Origin of the sequence: Thiocystis violascens DSM 198 (genome assembly GCF_000227745.2) — a bacterium.
GTDB classification, from domain to species: domain Bacteria; phylum Pseudomonadota; class Gammaproteobacteria; order Chromatiales; family Chromatiaceae; genus Chromatium; species Chromatium violascens.
The window spans coordinates 1,076,697-1,092,468 of record NC_018012.1 but is presented as its reverse complement, the minus strand read 5'-3'; the positions used below and the strand labels follow the sequence as shown (position 1 = coordinate 1,092,468).

Below are 15,772 nucleotides of genomic sequence, written 5' to 3'. Positions count from 1 at the left end.
GGTCGCTGAAGGTGGCACTGACTGGAGCGGAACCGAGTGGGGCGGGCGCGGCTGTGGCCGATGCCGGAGTTGGCAGGGAACTGAGCGGGGCCGAAATCGTCGTTCAGGCGCTACTGGACGAGGGCGTCGAACTGGTCTTCGGGTATCCCGGCGGCTCGGTTCTCCATATCTACGACGCCCTGTTCAAACAGGACACGGTCAGGCACATCCTGGTCCGTCACGAGCAGGGCGCCTCTCACGCGGCGGACGGCTACGCGCGCGCGACCGGCAAGTGCGGCGTTTGTCTCGTCACCTCGGGTCCGGGTGCGACCAATGCCGTCACCGGTATCGCCACCGCCTACATGGACTCCATCCCCATGGTGGTGCTGACCGGGCAGGTGCCGACGCCGGTCATCGGCAGCGACGCCTTTCAGGAGGTCGACACCGTCGGCATCACCCGGCCCTGCGTGAAACACAACTTCCTGGTCAAGGACGTGCGCGATCTGGCCCTGACCATTCGCAAGGCGTTCCATATCGCGACCACGGGCCGACCCGGTCCGGTGGTGGTGGACATCCCCAAGGACGTGACCGACCCGAACATCAAGATCCCCTATCATTACCCGCGCGAAATCCGGATGCGTTCCTACAATCCGGTCGAGAAGGGGCATCCGGGGCAGATCAAAAAGGCCGTGGATCTCCTGCTCCAGGCGACGCGCCCCGTGTTCTATACCGGCGGCGGCGTGGTGCTCGGCGAAGGCTCGGCTCAGCTCACCGAACTGGTGCGCGCCACCGGCTTTCCGGTGACCAGCACCCTCATGGGCCTCGGCGCCTATCCCACGACCGACCCTCAGTTCATCGGCATGCTCGGGATGCACGGCACCTACGAGGCCAACATGGCGATGCACGAGACCGACGTGCTGATCGCCATCGGCGCCCGCTTCGACGATCGGGTGACCGGCAAGATCGAGCATTTCTGCCCGCATGCCAAAATCATCCATGTCGATGTCGATCCGTCGTCGATCTCGAAAAACGTGCGGGTCGACGTGCCGATCGTGGGGCAAGTGGCGGGCGTGCTGACCGAGATGCTGCGGCTCTACCAAGCGCAAAAACCTCAGCCCGACCCGGCGCCGATCGCCGACTGGTGGGCCAAGATCGCCGACTGGCGCCGTCTGGACTGTCTCCAGTACGACCGGACTAGCGCCGCCATCAAGCCGCAGTTCGCCATCGAGACGCTTTATAAGGTCACCAATGGGGATCTGTATCTGACCTCCGACGTCGGCCAGCATCAGATGTTCGCGGCCCAGTTCTATCCCTTCGACAAGCCGCGGCGCTGGATCAACTCCGGCGGTCTCGGCACCATGGGCTTCGGACTGCCGGCGGCGATGGGCGTGCAACTGGCGTTTCCCGAGGCCCAGGTCGCCTGCGTCTCCGGCGAGGCCAGCATCCTCATGTGCATCCAGGAGATGGCCACCTGCAAGCAGTATTCGCTGCCGATCAAGGTGATTCTGCTCAACAACGGCTACATGGGCATGGTGCGCCAGTGGCAGGAACTCTTCTACGAAAGCCGCTACTCGCATTCCTATGTGGACGCGCTGCCGGACTTCGTGAAGCTTGCCGAGAGTTTCGGCCATGTCGGGATGCGCGTCGAGCGACCCGCCGATCTGGAAGACGCCATGCGCGAAGCCTTCGCGATGGAGGATCGCTTCGTGTTTCTGGATGTCGTGGTCGATCCGACCGAGAACGTCTATCCCATGATCGCGGCGGGGAAGGGGCATCACGAGATGCACCTGTCGCCCAGCCTGACCGACCGCGAACTGGCATAAACCGCGCCCAACAGGATTTTGCGTGGCTGGTGTTTTGGTTTGGCCACGCATGAATCCAACGAGCGTCATCGCTGACGCGGTTTAAAGATTGAATTTTAAATAATTTAAACCGCGTCGACTCAGACGGCCACCGGTTCATGCAAACCTGGCCGACCGCTCAAAACGACGCATACCCTGATGGACGCGGTTTAATACGACACGAGATTTTCACCATGAGACATATCATCGCCGTGTTGCTGGAGAACGAGGCCGGAGCGCTGTCGCGCGTCGCGGGTCTGTTTTCGGCCCGTGGCTATAACATCGAATCCCTGACCGTTGCCCCCACCGACGACCCGACCCTCTCGCGCATGACGCTGGTCACCACCGGCAGCGAGGAGATCGTCGAGCAGATCAAGAAGCAGTTGAATAAGCTGATCGACACCGTGAAGCTGCTGGACCTCTCCGACGGACCGCACATCGAGCGCGAGATGATGATGGTCAAGGTCCGCGCCGAGCGCCCGGATCGCGAGGAACTCAAACGCCTGACCGAGATCTTCCGCGCCAAGATCATCGACGTGACCGAGACCAGCTATGTCGTTGAACTGACTGGCGCATCCAAAAAGCTGGACGCCTTCATCGACGCCATCCCCGAGGGTCTGCTGATCGAAGTCGTCCGCTCCGGCCCCACCGGCATCACGCGCGGCGAAAAGGGGCTGACGCTGTCGTAATGGGTCGCGCGCGACACCCCACTGCCATTAAGTTAAGCCGTTCGTGGTGATCCTGAGCCCGCCGAAGGATCGAACCATGAACGGCTTAACGCTCAGAGGCTTAGGATTTGCCGTCAGCCCCAATCACGGAGACACTGCAACGATGACCGCCACCGCTTACGACGACGACATCATTGCCTGGGCCGACGAGCAAGCGCGACTCCTGCGCGCTGGACGGTTCGCGCAACTGGACATCGCGCACATTGCCGAGGAAATCGAGGACGTGGGGAAAAGCGAACGCCGCGAACTTGCCAGCCGCATGGCGCTCTTGCTGGCCCACTTGTTGAAATGGCGGCATCAGCCAGCGCGCCAGGGCAACAGTTGGCGCCGCACGATCAAGGAACAGCGCAACGCCCTCGCGCTGTGCATCAAGAACACCCCCAGCCTGAAGGTCAGTCTCGACGATGCCGACTGGTGGGCGGGCGTCTGGTCGGATGCCGTCGCCAAGGCATCCGAAGAGACGGGTTTGGACGATTTCCCGGAATCCTGTCCGTGGCGCGTCGACGCGATTCTCGATACAGACTGGTTTCTTCCCGCGCTTGCTGGATCCGAACGCGCGTCCGTGGGCGGATGACCATCTGTTTTTTACGAGTCGGGTAGGCGGGGGTGAACGAGTAGTGAACCTTAGCAATGGCGGCGGCATCTGCTGGGGTTTGTTCCTCACCCCGGCCTACCGGGCTTGATTGCAGAACTTGCCCCTAATGTTCCTCTGTTTTAATAATTAGGCATCATTCATCAGCAGGAAGTACACAAGTGACTAATCCATACGAAACGTCCTATGGATACGAGAAAGACCGGTTTGAACAAACGTGCACAAAATGCGGGGCCATATTCGAAGTTATCGTCCCGGGACAAAAGTGCCACGAAGAGCCGGAAGAGTATTTTTGTCCCGAGTGTCTGTGTATGTACAAGACGCGCGCATCAAATACACCTAGCGTGGTGCTTGTCTCGCCCAGGACTGATGGAAAAACTGACAAGTGCCAGAGTCCATACGATTGACAGGTCTCATTTGGTACCAGAACCCCAAAATCTAGTTGCGTAATCCCCTGTCACGCATAGTTCCATATTAGGTATAAAAAGCCCTCTAAAATTTCAGAAAGCTTTTGTGAAAATATAGTTACGAACAGTCTTTGTCGATGTGCGAAAGCACTCTAACGCAAGCCTGAATCGATGGAGCATTATTTCTACTTCGATACGCAGCTTAAAATAAATCTGTCCCCTTTGACTTTAACTGTCGACAAGGCAGGCACTCATGCAATTGAACATAGTAGGAGTAGGCAGTCATGAAAGTTGAAACCGTAAATCAGTTGGCTCAGGTTCTGGGAGACTGCGAGCCACATGGCCCTGATACTGAGTTCAAGACAGTTAGAGATGTAGTCGCAGCCTTGGTTGATCTTGGAAACACGGACAAAGTGATTGCCAGGCATGACGACCACTTGGGGCTGATGATCGATCTTTCAGATAAGTTTCTTGACTCGTCGTTGAATGATGTGGCCAATCCGGAATTTGAAACAGAAAGTGAGGCGGTATTAGAGCAGGCAAACATCATCCTCCCGCTCGCAGATAGAGAACTCACGGAAGAAGACCTTGATGAAATTGAGGAAGACAGAATCTCAAGGAGAGAAAATGATCGCGACGACTAGCCAGCGTAGGATGGGTAGAGTGACTGCGGCACGACGTTGATGATTGGGTACGGAAGCCTGTCGGTCACGAAACCCATCGAACCACTCAACTGGAAGGCAGGCTTGAACGCTCCCGGTATCCCTGGAGCGTTTTATGTGGTGCAAACACGATGCTTCGGCGCGTGTGACTACGCTGGCTTAAGCACAAAATCGGTGACTTCCATGGCAGCTAAATACGAGATCATCATTTACTGGAGCAAGGAGGATAACGCTTACCTCGCAGAAGTACCAGAACTGCCTGGTTGTATGGCTGACGGGGAAAGCTACCAAACAGCCCTTCAAAACGCGGAGATCATAATTCGGTAGTGCCCTTCTCTATATGATTTCACGAATGAGCTTTAACTGAGAGAGTGCTATTATAATGATGGACAAAATGCCAAATAGCTCCAATATGGTTCTCAAGCTTTTTTGAGAAAGAAAGTGCTTTTCGTACGAGCCTGGAAATACGTTGCCTGAGTGTGCAGTTGTATCGTTCGATATGATTTGTCTTTCCCGATTCCTTACCGACAGCGTAATGACGGAATTCTGGAAAAACGGATTGATAAGCTTCCCAAAAATCGGTGTAGAAATCGGCCAATTCTTGATAATCGCGTGGCAATGAATTCCATAATCCTTGCGCACCCTTAATGCCACGAGATCCGATATAAAGTCCGACAACATATCCAGAGTCACGATCTTTCGCGATCCAAACCCATTGTTTTTCATCTTTTTTCAAAACAAATGACCACAGTTCGTCGCACTCGACAACCAGTCGAAAATCAGACAACTTTGGCACGTTTAATTGGCGCGGAACGCCCTCGTATTTTTGATTGACATAGATTTGCAACCAGGATTCAGAGACATTTGCAACACGCGCGATACCAGCAAGCGCAATCCGTTCAAGAAGCAGTCGATCGATCAGCGATTTGGTCTCTTCAGAAATCGCTGAAACTAAGGGGTCAATCACGAATTGACGGCCACATTCCCGACAAAGATGGTTTTGCTTTCCGGTTGCATTAAATCCATTCTTCACGATCTTGGTGGTGTTGCAAGTTGGGCAGTGATTCATGTTTGAATAAATCCAGTCAGATTTTAGATCCTATAGATTGGGGCACTACCCATAATTCAGGAATGGATTGAAACCGCGCACGAGTTGGATCGTCGCATTCCAGAACCACGCGGAAAACTAATGTACGCCTAACAAGCGGTTAAGAGCGGACCCCGGAGACGGCACGGCGCTCATTCTTCAACACCGTGCCAGCGGGGCCGCTTTTAGCATCGAAACGCTCGACATGATAGAGGGCGATTTGCCCGCAAGAGCAAGAAAGCTCGTCGTAGAGTGGGCAACCTTCTACCAATCCGATCTCGACCAAATGTGGAAGATGCAAGAATTTAAGAAACTGCCGCCACTTCAGTAGCCATGATGATTCCAAGAATCCAAAGCGCCATACCGGAAGAAGATCATTTCCTCGTTGTTCTGTTCTCCAATGGAGAAAGAAAGAGATACGACATCAATCGCCTCACAAAGAGCGAGATGTTTTTTCCTTTAAAAAATCCAGCATTCTTCAAGAACGTGTCCGTTGAGTCAGGCGGCTATGCTGTTTCTTGGAACTCGGAAATCGATATTAGCGAATATGAGCTTTGGGAGCACGGAGAAAAAATGCCTTAACAAGCAAAACCATCGTGGTCAAGTCTTGTCATTAAGCATTGGCCGAACAAGCGATTTAAGAAAGGACCGATTCCATGAGCATGAACCTGTTTTTCCGAGCGTTCTCCACTGAAGACTTGGCCGCCATGAAGCAAGACCATGCGCTTGTCGATGACTGGATCTCGGACGAACACAGATGCATCGTTGCCACGGATATAGGAACTGCTTGGGATGTCTTGAACAAGCTACTCTCTGGCGCTGGATTTGGAAGCGATGAGTTCTTGGACGACGTCTTATTCAATGGGTGCGAACTGATTGATGCAGAAACGGCGAAACGGCACTCCGCGGCGCTTTCGGGGTGGAGCCAAGAGCGCTTGCTTCGAGGGCTTCGGGACTTTGATACCGCGGACGAGGCATACCACCTCGACTACTTCCGCGATGAAGAACAAGACCTTGTCGTTGAGTTTGACAAGCTTGTCGCTTTCTACCGGGAAGCGGCCTCGAAGAACTTGGCAGTGCTTCACTATGCTGCGTAGCATGGCAGAAGGCTGGGGTGAACGTAGAGGCAATGCCTTGCCTCTACCCCAGCATCAACGTTGGCGTCTGCCGGGATTCGTTCCTCACCCAGCCCTAGTCTCATGTTCGGAGGCTGCCACGGCGACGACGAGAAGGCCGTCTTTGAGGAGCTTTGCCAAATCGTGGAAGAAATGATTGAACTCTATCGTCTCGACGACAAACCCCTTCCTCGGGCGACCTCTGGAAGAGATTTCGCGAATCTGCTGCAATAACGTCGCCTAGCAAGCCGGCGTAAACTGTCACGAAAGTTAAAATGCTTTGTTGCCTGCTTGCCCACGCTGCCTGAACCGTCGCATGCCATTCGATGAGGGCGTTTATCGCGACCGGATCAGGTAGTATTTATCTGACCACTACCCATTTTTAGACCATTAGGATCGCTCGCATGACCATTAACGTGTATTACGACAAAGACGCCGACCTCTCGCTGATCAAGAGCAAGCAGGTTGCCATCATCGGTTATGGCTCGCAGGGCCATGCCCACGCCAACAACCTCAAGGACTCGGGCGTTTCGGTCACGGTCGGTCTGCGTCCGGGCTCCGCCTCGGCGGCCAAGGCATCCAATGCCGGGCTGACCGTCAAGTCGATCGAGGACGCGGTCGCCGGCGCCGATGTCGTGATGATCCTGGCGCCCGACGAACATCAGGGCTCGCTCTATCGCGAGCAGGTCGCCCCGCACATCAAGCAAGGCGCCGCGCTCGCCTTCGCCCACGGCTTCAACGTCCATTTCGGACAGATTGCCGCGCGCGAGGATCTGGATGTCATCATGATCGCGCCCAAGGGGCCGGGTCATCTGGTGCGTTCCACCTATGCGCAGGGCGGGGGCGTGCCGAGCCTGATCGCCGTCCATCAGGACGCCACCGGGCAGGCCCGCGACATCGCGTTGGCCTATGCCTCCGCCAATGGCGGCGGACGCGCCGGCATCATCGAAACCAGCTTCCGCGAGGAATGCGAAACCGATTTGTTCGGCGAGCAGGTGGTTTTGTGCGGCGGTCTGACTTCGCTGATCCAGGCCGGTTTCGAGACCCTGGTCGAGGCCGGTTATGCGCCCGAGATGGCCTATTTCGAGTGTCTGCACGAGGTCAAGCTGATCGTCGACCTCATCTACGAGGGCGGTATCGCCAACATGCGCTACTCGATCTCGAACACCGCCGAATATGGCGACCTGACCCGCGGACCGCGCATCGTCAATGCCGAGACCAAGGCCGAGATGAAGCGCATCCTGACCGAGATCCAGACCGGTCAGTTCGCCAAGGAATTCATCCTGGAGAATCAGGCTGGCGCGGCTTCGATGAAGGCCATGCGTCGCTTGGGTGCGGAGCATCAGATCGAAGTGGTTGGCGAGCGGTTGCGCGAGATGATGCCCTGGATCCGCGAGAAGAAGCTGGTCGATAAGAGCCGGAACTGAGGAACCAGCGACCAGCGACCAGCTTCGATCTGGGTTGCGAAATCGTTCCGAGGCGACTCCAATTTCGGCGGCTGGCGGCTTTAGCCTCGAATAAAGGACATGAATTCGGCGCGGGTGCGCGGATCTTCCTCGAAGGTGCCGCGCATCGCGCTGGTGACTGTGCTACTGCGCTGCTTCTGCACGCCGCGCATCATCATGCAGGTGTGACTGGCTTCCATCACCACCGCCACGCCGTGGGCGCCGAGATGTTCCATCAAGGCGTCCGCGACCTGGTTGGCGAGTCGTTCCTGCACCTGAAGCCGGCGGGCAAAGACATCGACCACGCGCGCAATCTTGCTCAGACCGACGACCTTCCCGTTGGGTAGGTAGCCGACATGGGCATGTCCGAAAAAGGGCAGCAGGTGATGTTCGCACAGGGAGTAAAACTCGATGTCGCGAACCACGACCATCTCCTTGACGTTCTCCTCGAACACGGCACCCTTGATGATCTCTTCCGCGGAGAGGCCATAGCCGCTGGTCAGGAAATCCATGGCCTTGGCGACTCGCAACGGGGTGCGGCGCAACCCCTCGCGTTCGGGATCCTCGCCGATTTCGGTCAGCATGCTCCTGACCAATGCCTCCTTGGGGGCGTCGTAGATTTCTTCCTCGGATTCGGCCTCGAAACTTGCGGCATAGTGGCTGTGCGCCAGAACCCGCGACAGTTTTGGTTTTTCCATGATCGTTTTTCCTCGTTAAACCGCGTCCAGATGATATATGCGTTGTTTTCAGATTGACTCAACCTTGCCTGAATCAATCAGCATCTGCGTGGACGCGGTTTAAGGGTTTACTTAAATTCATTGGCCGGAAGGCCGATCAACGTTGGGCGGAGATGCCGCAATGAAAGACGCCGTCAGGATCGCTATGATCGAGGCAACCCGACTGACTCAGGCGGGTCGGCTTGCCGATGCGACCGACCTCATCAAGAGTGCCCTCGCGGGTGTGCCAAAACCCGCCGATGGGTTCCGACTTGAGGCCAACGCCGGCGCTGACCTGGCGGTCATCGAAGGTGACTTCGAGGTTGTGGATGACGGGAACCGTGTTCGGGATGCCCGCTTCATTCACGGTTCCTTCGCCAATCAGGCCGGCACGCGCGACTATAAACTCTATATTCCCGGCGATGCGGTCACCGGCGACAGGAATCAACGCAGATTCCTGGTCGTGATGCTGCATGGTTGCGGGCAGGATCCGGACGATTTCGCCACCGGAACCCGTATGAACCAGCTCGCTGAAGAGCAGGGCGGTCTGGTGCTCTATCCGGCTCAGTCGGCCTCGGCCAACGGGTCGGGCTGTTGGAACTGGTTCAACGAAGCGGATCAGCAACGGGGGCAGGGCGAACCGTCGATCATCGCCGATCTGACGCGGCAGGTCATGGCTTCCCATGGGATCGATCCGGGTCGCGTCTATGTCGCCGGTTTATCCGCGGGCGGCGCGATGGCGATCACGCTGGCGGTCACCTATCCCGATCTGTACGCGGCGGTCGGTGTCCATTCCGGTCTCCCTCATGCGGCGGCGCGCGACATGCTCTCGGCGGTCGGTGCGATGCGGCAGGGCGCGATTCGGAGTGGCTGGCTGTTGCCGTCACACGATGGGGCCGCGTTTCCAGTCATCGTCTTCCATGGAGACTGCGATACCACCGTGAATCCAGCCAATGCGGCTCATGTGATCGCGCAGGCCCGCTCACATCCGTCCGGCATCGGTCACCTGTCATTCCCGGATGGCGAGGTGTTGCTTGAACAAGGGCGTATTCCCGGTGGCTATGCCTTTACCCGTACGCTCTATCAGGACGCGGAAGGTCGTTCAACGGCCATACTCTGGATGGTCCATGGGGCCGGCCATGGTTGGTTCGGTGGGAGCGGTGCCGGTTCTTACACCGAACCGCGTGGACCCGACGCATCCCGCGAGATGCTTCGGTTCTTCGCCGGACAGCGTCTGCGGGAGCGTTAAGGCGATTTCCGGAAAAGACTTTACCGATTTTCCGTTCGTCCTGAGCCATGAGCGGATCCAATGCGCCACGAACAGAGGCTATCTCGGTACGAGCTTTTTCAAAAACCGCCTAAGAAGGCATCCGTTCCAGCGCGGCGATGCGTTTTTCCAGTGGCGGATGGCTGCGGAAGAGCGCCGAGAAACCCTCGCCGATCCGGCCCGAGATGCCGAAGGCGGCAAACTCGCCGGCCGGCAGATCCTGGGGCTCATGGACACGTTGCAGCGCCCGCAGCGCATTCGCCATCTGGATCCGGCTGGTCAGGCGCGCGCCGCCCGCGTCGGCATGGAACTCGCGGTAACGCGAGAACCACATCACGATCATGGTGGCCAGGACCGACAGCAGCACCTGCGCGACCATCGAGGCTACGAAATAACCAACCCCTGGGCCTCGTTCGTTTTTAAAGACCACCCGATCCACGAGGCTGCCGATGATGCGCGCTAGGAAGACCACGAAGGTATTGACCACGCCCTGAATCAGGGACAGCGTCACCATATCGCCATTGGCGACATGGCTGATTTCATGCCCGACGACGGCCTCTACCTCCTCGCGCGACATGTGCCGGAGCAGACCGGTGCTCACCGCCACCAGCGCCGCGTTCCGGTTCCAGCCGGTGGCGAAGGCGTTGGGGTCCGGCGAATCGAAGATGCCCACTTCCGGCATCCGGATGCCCGCCCGCTCGGATTGGCGCGCGACGGTCTCTAGCATCCATTGCTCCAGTGTCGTCGAGGGATGTTCGATGATTTGCACGCCCATGCCATGCTTCGCCATCGTCTTCGAGAGAAATAGCGAGATCAGCGAACCGCTGAAACCGATGATGGCCGCCATCACCAGCAGGGAGGTCATGTCGATCCCACCGCTCGCCATCAGCGCGCTGTCCAGACCCAGGAGTCGGAAGACCACGCTGATGACGACCAGGATCGCGACATTGGTCGCGAGAAACAAAAAGAGACGCAGCATATCGTTGAAACCCCGGAATGTGAGTGAAAGACGCCACGGCATTGCCGCGGGCCAGGAAACTTCGGCTCGCGGCAAGGGTGGGGACGAATCGATCATGCGCGGGCATTTTCCCCGGACCAGAACTTTAAATCTATAGTAGACAAACGTGAAAACAGCCAGTAATATTCTCGGACTCAGGGCGAATTGCCCTGGAATGCGGGGCCATAGCTCAGCTGGGAGAGCGCAACACTGGCAGTGTTGAGGTCGGCGGTTCGATCCCGCCTGGCTCCACCAAAAATTGTAAAAATCCGTACTCGGTTTCCTAGCGCTAGAGTATCGATAAAAGTTTAGTCCCCATCGTCTAGTGGCCTAGGACATCGCCCTTTCACGGCGGTAACCGGGGTTCGAACCCCCGTGGGGACGCCAATCGGAACAAGGGCTTACGCGAAAGCGTAGGCCCTTTTTCTTTGTCCTTCCGAACGATGTATCTCTGCCAAGGCGGTTTCGCCCGAGCTGACGCGCGAATCGTCCGAGGCGGTTTAATCGTGGTCGAGATACAGCATCCGGATCGCCTCGGCAAAGCGCCGCTCCACTTCCTCCCGCTTGACCTTCAGCGTGGGCGTCAGCAAGCCATTGTCGAGGGTCCAGGCGGTCAGCAGCAGATGCACACCGCGTACCTGCTCATGCGCCGGAAACTCGCTCAACAGCCCGCCAATGCGTTCGATGACCGCCGCTCTGGCGCGCTTGTCCCCTAACGATCCTTCATCGTCCGCATCCAGCGACAAGCTTGCCGCCAGCGCGCTCCAGGCCTGGCGCTCCAAAACCAGCAGTGCGGCGACAAAGGGTCTGCCTTCGCCCAACACCAGCGCCTGCTCGAACCAGGGATCCTCCAGGATGGTTCGCTCCAGATCGCCCGCCGGTACCTTCTCTCCGGTGGACATCACCAGGATGTCCTTGAGACGCCCACGAATAAACAGATGTCCGTCGCGCATTTCGGCGAGGTCGCCGGTATGCAGCCAGCCGTCCGGCTCGATCATCGTCCGGGTTTCTTCCGGGCGCTTCCAGTAGCCCAGCATTACGCTCGGGCCGCGCGCCAGGAGTTCTCCGTTGTCGGCGATCCGGATCTCCATCCCAGGGATCGGCACGCCGGCCGAGCCGGGCACGTTATCCTCGGCCGGGTTGCCGGCGATCGTGGGCGCGGATTCGGTCAATCCGTAGCCTTCGAGCAGATTGAGTCCCAGCCCGATGAAGCAGCGCGCCACCTCCGCCCGCAGGGGCGCCGCGCCGCTGATGGCGATGCGCAAACGCCCGCCCAGCCGCGCCAGCACCTTGTCCGCCACCAATGGCCGCAACAACCGCCAGAGCAGCCGGTCGAGACGTCCGGGCGGATCGCCGCGTCCCTGCCCGGCGAGGAAACGCGCCCAACCGAGTTCCACCGCCTGGCTGAACAGCCATTGCGCGAGTCGGCCATCCTCGGCCAGTTTTTCCTGGATGCGGGCATAGGCCCGCTCGTAGATGCGCGGAACCGAGATCAGCACCGTCGGGCGGATGGTCAGCAGATCTTCGCGGAGATCCTGCAGCGAGCGGGCGTAGGCGACGCAACTGCCGGCCATCATCGGAAAATAGTAGCCAACGGTGCGCTCGAAGGTATGCGACAGGGGCAGGAAGGACAGAAAAATGTCGTCGTGATCAGTGAGCACCATCTTGAGCTGGGCCTCGGCATTCCACAGGATACTGAAGTGCGACAGCATCACGCCCTTCGGCCTGCCGGTGGTGCCGGAGGTGTAGACGATGGTGGCCAGATCCCCGGGGGCGGCGCGGTGTTCGGGCGGTTCTCCGGTCTCGTGGCGCAGAAAGTCCGCCACGCTGCTGAACGTGAGATCGTCGGCCGGCGGTGCGCCGGAAGGTTCCAGGCACAGCACCTGTGTCAGCGCGGGAAACCGCTCGCGCAGCGGCGCCAGTGCCCGCCACTGCGCCAGGGTTTCCACCAGCAGCACCCGGCTGTCCGAATCCTGAAGAATGTAGGACAGGTTCCCCGGATTGTCGTCCGGGTACAGTGGCACTACAACCAGACCCAGGGCGAGCGCGGCCTGCTCGTAACCGACCCAGTCCAATCCATTGCGAAGCTGGACCGCCACCCGCTCCCCCGGCGCCAACCCCAGGGTGGCGAGCGACCGCCGCCACTGTCCGACCCGCTCGGACATCGCTTGCCAGGTGACATCGATCCATTGCGCTTGGGCGATATCGAACTGCCGATAGGCGACGAGATCCGGGGTCCGCCGCACGCGAATACGGAAGAGTTCCGGCAGGGTTCCTGCCGCGTCAGCGGGGATGACATCCGAACGAAAATCAGTGCGTGTTTTCATGCGGTGACTCTCCACCGGCTGCGGCAGGATCGACCCGCAGCGCGATCCCCTGATCATCGAGCCCAACCTGGACCCGGCTCCCATCCGGACACTGGCCGGTGACGATCAGCATGGCCAGCGGGTTTTCCAGTTGGCGCTCGACTTCGCGGCGCAGTGGGCGCGCGCCATAGATCGGATCGAAACCGTCCCGAGCGAGTTTGTCGATCACCGCCGGCTCGACGACGACCTCGATCCGGCGCACCGCCAGACGTTGGATCAGCGCATCGACGAAAATTCCGGCGATGCGATGCACTTCCTCGGGCTCCAGGTAATGAAAGACAATGACATCGTCGAGACGATTCAGCAGCTCCGGCTTGAAGAAGCGCTTGACCTCGTGCATGACCAGCGAGCGGGCCTCGGCATCGTCGGGCGTGGCGGAATGGATGAAGCCGATCGGGCGCTTGTCCGGCGACAGCGACTCGGTGCCCAGATTGGAGGTGCCGATCAGGATGGTGTTGCGGAAGGACACGGTCCGGCCCTCGGCGTCGGTCAGTCGGCCATCCTCCAGGATCTGCAGCAGCATGTTGAAGACATCCGGATGCGCCTTTTCCATCTCGTCGAGCAGCACGACGGTATAGGGATTACGCCGGACCCGTTCGGTAAGCTGTCCGCCCTGGCCGTAGCCGATGTAGCCCGGCGGCGCGCCGATCATCTTGGAGACCTCGTGGCGCTCCATGTACTCGGACATGTCGAGCCGCACCACGCGGCTCTCGTCGTCGAGCAGGAAGGCGGCCAGCGCCTTGGCCAATTCGGTCTTGCCGACGCCGGTCGGTCCGAGAAAGAGGAAGGAACCGATCGGCCGACGCGCCGCCGCGATCCCGGCACGGTTGCGGCGGATGGCGTTGGCGACCGCGCGCACGGCGTCGTCTTGACCGACGATCCGCCGGTGCAGCTCGGTTTCCATGCGCGACAGTTTGTCCGACTCGGATTCCACCATCCGCGCCACCGGGATTCCGGTCCAGCGCGAGACGACCCGCGCGATGTCCTCGCCGCGCACGTCCGTTTCCTCCTGTTCGCGCTGCGCTTCCCAGGTGGCGCGCGCGGCCGACAGACGTTCCTCCAGCGCCAGGATCTCCATCTGTAGACGCGCCGCCTGCTCGAAATGCTGCTGGTTGAAGGCGTCGGTCTTCTCGCGCAGCAGGTTGCGATGCGCGCGCTCCAGGTCGCGGATATCGGCCGGGATCGAGATGCGATGCAGATGCTTGTGGGCGCCGGCCTCGTCGAGCAGATCGATGGCCTTGTCCGGCAACTGGCGCTCGGTCAGATAGCGATCGGCAAGCTGGGCCGCCGCCTCCAGCGCCTCGGGCAGATAGTGGATTTGATGATGGGATTCATAGCGGGGCGCGATCCCCTGGAGGATGCGGATGGTGTCCGGGATCGATGGCGCGCGCACCAGAATCGGATGAAAGCGTCGCTCCAGCGCCTTGTCGCTCTCGATAAAACGGCGATATTCCTCCGTGGTATCGGCGCCGATGACTTGCAGCGACCCCTGCGCTAGCGCCGTCTTCAGCATGCTCGGCGCATCCAGGGTGCCGGAACCCGCGCCCCCGCCCATGCCCATCACGGTATGCAACTCGTCGATAAAGAGGATCACTCGACCTTTGGCCTCGATCACCGCGTCGCGCACCGACTTCAGCCGCTCTTCGAGTTCGCCGCGCATCTTGGCGCCGGCGATGATGTCGCCCATGTCCAGCGCCAGTAGACGCTTGTTCAGCAGGGTATCGGGCACCTCGGCATCGGCGATGCGCTGCGCCAGACCCTCGACGATCACGGTCTTGCCCACCCCGGCCTCGCCGATCAGGGCCGGGTTGTTCTTCTTGCGCCGTGACAGCGTCTGGATCACCTGGGCGATCTCGTCCTCGCGCCCGATCACCGGATCCAGCTCGTGCCGGCGCGCCAGTTCGGTGAGGTCGCGGGTGTAGCGCGCCAGCACGTCCGGCTCGCTCTCGGCCTCGGCGGCGGTGACGGTGCGCCCACCGCGCAGCGTCTCCAGCGCCTTGCGCGCCTCGTCGAGTCCGATCCCGGCCTCGCTCAAGAGCGTCGCGGTCGGTCCGCAGTGCGCATCGAAGAGCGCCAGGAACAGGGTGCCGGTCGTGATGAGACTGTCGCCGAGCCGTTTCGCCTCCGCGCGGGCGATCCGCACCGCCTGCTCGATCTCCTGACTGATGAGGATCTGATTCCCGGCGGTGGGAACGGCCGCGCGATAATGTTCCCGCACCCGGTCGCGGATTCGCGCCACCGCCTGCGCCGGATTCGACAACAGTTGTTCCAGGATGCGCAGGGGCTCCGCATCCTCCTGCGAGATCAGCGCCATCAGCAGGACATCCGTGGTCAGCAGATTCTGGCGCAGCGCGACCAGCTCGTTCACCGCCGTTTCGAACGTCTGCATCACGCGCAGGGTACTGAGTTGGTTGATGTTCTGGATCATGGTCGATGGTCGTCAGAGCGTTTGAGTCCGGTGATTGCGCGGCGCGCGTCCGAGTACCCTGTCTGCTATGACTATAGCCTTTCGTCACGCGATTGGCGGCGGGATGGTCTTTGGGGCAGCTATTCTTGGCCTGGGCCGATGA

Annotated in this window: 14 protein-coding genes and 2 tRNA genes; 11 read left to right on the top strand and 5 right to left on the bottom strand. The window is 59.5% G+C overall.

Going from position 1 to position 15,772, the window contains the following annotated elements:
* The first annotated feature begins 53 nt into the window (after nucleotides 1-53).
* From THIVI_RS04895 to THIVI_RS04880, 4 genes are all read left to right on the top strand, one after another.
* Nucleotides 54-1,802 (top strand): acetolactate synthase 3 large subunit, encoded by a 1,749-nt coding sequence (locus THIVI_RS04895; protein ID WP_052314960.1) that lies wholly within the window; start codon nucleotides 54-56, stop codon nucleotides 1,800-1,802.
* Between the two features lie 212 nt (nucleotides 1,803-2,014).
* Nucleotides 2,015-2,509, top strand: coding sequence for an acetolactate synthase small subunit (gene ilvN, locus THIVI_RS04890; protein ID WP_014777520.1), 495 nt, complete (start codon nucleotides 2,015-2,017; stop codon nucleotides 2,507-2,509).
* A gap of 142 nt (nucleotides 2,510-2,651) precedes the next feature.
* Nucleotides 2,652-3,122 (top strand): DUF29 domain-containing protein, encoded by a 471-nt coding sequence (locus THIVI_RS04885; protein ID WP_041446833.1) that lies wholly within the window; start codon nucleotides 2,652-2,654, stop codon nucleotides 3,120-3,122.
* 709 nt (nucleotides 3,123-3,831) lie between these two features.
* Nucleotides 3,832-4,191 carry a hypothetical protein gene (locus THIVI_RS04880; protein ID WP_014777518.1) on the top strand — a complete coding sequence of 120 codons (360 nt, stop codon included), beginning with the start codon at nucleotides 3,832-3,834 and terminating at the stop codon, nucleotides 4,189-4,191.
* A gap of 364 nt (nucleotides 4,192-4,555) precedes the next feature.
* Here THIVI_RS04880 and THIVI_RS23360 read toward each other — a convergent pair whose 3' ends face one another.
* A complete protein-coding gene (locus tag THIVI_RS23360; protein WP_014776653.1) occupies nucleotides 4,556-5,278 on the bottom strand; it encodes an IS1 family transposase in 723 nt (240 codons plus the stop codon).
* Between the two features lie 172 nt (nucleotides 5,279-5,450).
* On the opposite strand from THIVI_RS23360, the gene THIVI_RS26000 reads away from it, so the two are divergent.
* The 4 genes from THIVI_RS26000 (at nucleotide 5,451) to ilvC (ending at nucleotide 7,838) form a co-directional block, all read left to right on the top strand.
* Nucleotides 5,451-5,627, top strand: a complete 177-nt coding sequence (locus tag THIVI_RS26000; RefSeq protein WP_281054924.1) for a DUF4160 domain-containing protein — start codon at nucleotides 5,451-5,453, stop codon at nucleotides 5,625-5,627.
* A 2-nt stretch (nucleotides 5,628-5,629) separates the two neighbouring features.
* Complete coding sequence (locus THIVI_RS04865) at nucleotides 5,630-5,878, top strand: DUF2442 domain-containing protein (protein ID WP_014777517.1); 249 nt, start codon at nucleotides 5,630-5,632, stop codon at nucleotides 5,876-5,878.
* Nucleotides 5,879-5,952: 74 nt separating this feature from the next.
* Complete coding sequence (locus tag THIVI_RS04860) at nucleotides 5,953-6,393, top strand: DUF1877 family protein (protein ID WP_014777516.1); 441 nt, start codon at nucleotides 5,953-5,955, stop codon at nucleotides 6,391-6,393.
* Between the two features lie 428 nt (nucleotides 6,394-6,821).
* Nucleotides 6,822-7,838, top strand: coding sequence for a ketol-acid reductoisomerase (gene ilvC, locus THIVI_RS04850; protein WP_174284517.1), 1,017 nt, complete (start codon nucleotides 6,822-6,824; stop codon nucleotides 7,836-7,838).
* A gap of 80 nt (nucleotides 7,839-7,918) precedes the next feature.
* Here the strand turns inward: ilvC and folE are convergent, their stop codons facing one another.
* Nucleotides 7,919-8,554, bottom strand: coding sequence for a GTP cyclohydrolase I FolE (folE, locus tag THIVI_RS04845; RefSeq protein ID WP_014777514.1), 636 nt, complete (start codon nucleotides 8,552-8,554; stop codon nucleotides 7,919-7,921).
* Between the two features lie 160 nt (nucleotides 8,555-8,714).
* Here folE and THIVI_RS04840 point away from each other — a divergent pair, with 160 nt between their 5' ends.
* Entirely contained in the window at nucleotides 8,715-9,821 is a 1,107-nt protein-coding gene (locus THIVI_RS04840) for an extracellular catalytic domain type 1 short-chain-length polyhydroxyalkanoate depolymerase (RefSeq protein ID WP_014777513.1), read from the top strand.
* Nucleotides 9,822-9,930: 109 nt separating this feature from the next.
* Here the strand turns inward: THIVI_RS04840 and htpX are convergent, their stop codons facing one another.
* Nucleotides 9,931-10,818, bottom strand: coding sequence for a protease HtpX (htpX, locus tag THIVI_RS04835; RefSeq protein ID WP_014777512.1), 888 nt, complete (start codon nucleotides 10,816-10,818; stop codon nucleotides 9,931-9,933).
* Between the two features lie 197 nt (nucleotides 10,819-11,015).
* Here htpX and THIVI_RS04830 point away from each other — a divergent pair.
* Nucleotides 11,016-11,091, top strand: a tRNA-Ala gene (locus tag THIVI_RS04830).
* Nucleotides 11,092-11,147: 56 nt separating this feature from the next.
* A tRNA-Glu gene (locus THIVI_RS04825) sits at nucleotides 11,148-11,223 on the top strand.
* Nucleotides 11,224-11,336: 113 nt separating this feature from the next.
* Here THIVI_RS04825 and THIVI_RS04820 read toward each other — a convergent pair.
* Both THIVI_RS04820 and THIVI_RS04815 read right to left on the bottom strand, forming a co-directional pair.
* Entirely contained in the window at nucleotides 11,337-13,163 is a 1,827-nt protein-coding gene (locus THIVI_RS04820) for an AMP-dependent synthetase/ligase (protein WP_014777511.1), read from the bottom strand.
* Entirely contained in the window at nucleotides 13,147-15,630 is a 2,484-nt protein-coding gene (locus tag THIVI_RS04815) for an ATP-dependent Clp protease ATP-binding subunit (protein WP_014777510.1), read from the bottom strand. Before THIVI_RS04815 ends, THIVI_RS04820 begins: the two co-directional genes overlap by 17 nt.
* Nucleotides 15,631-15,772 lie beyond the last annotated feature (142 nt).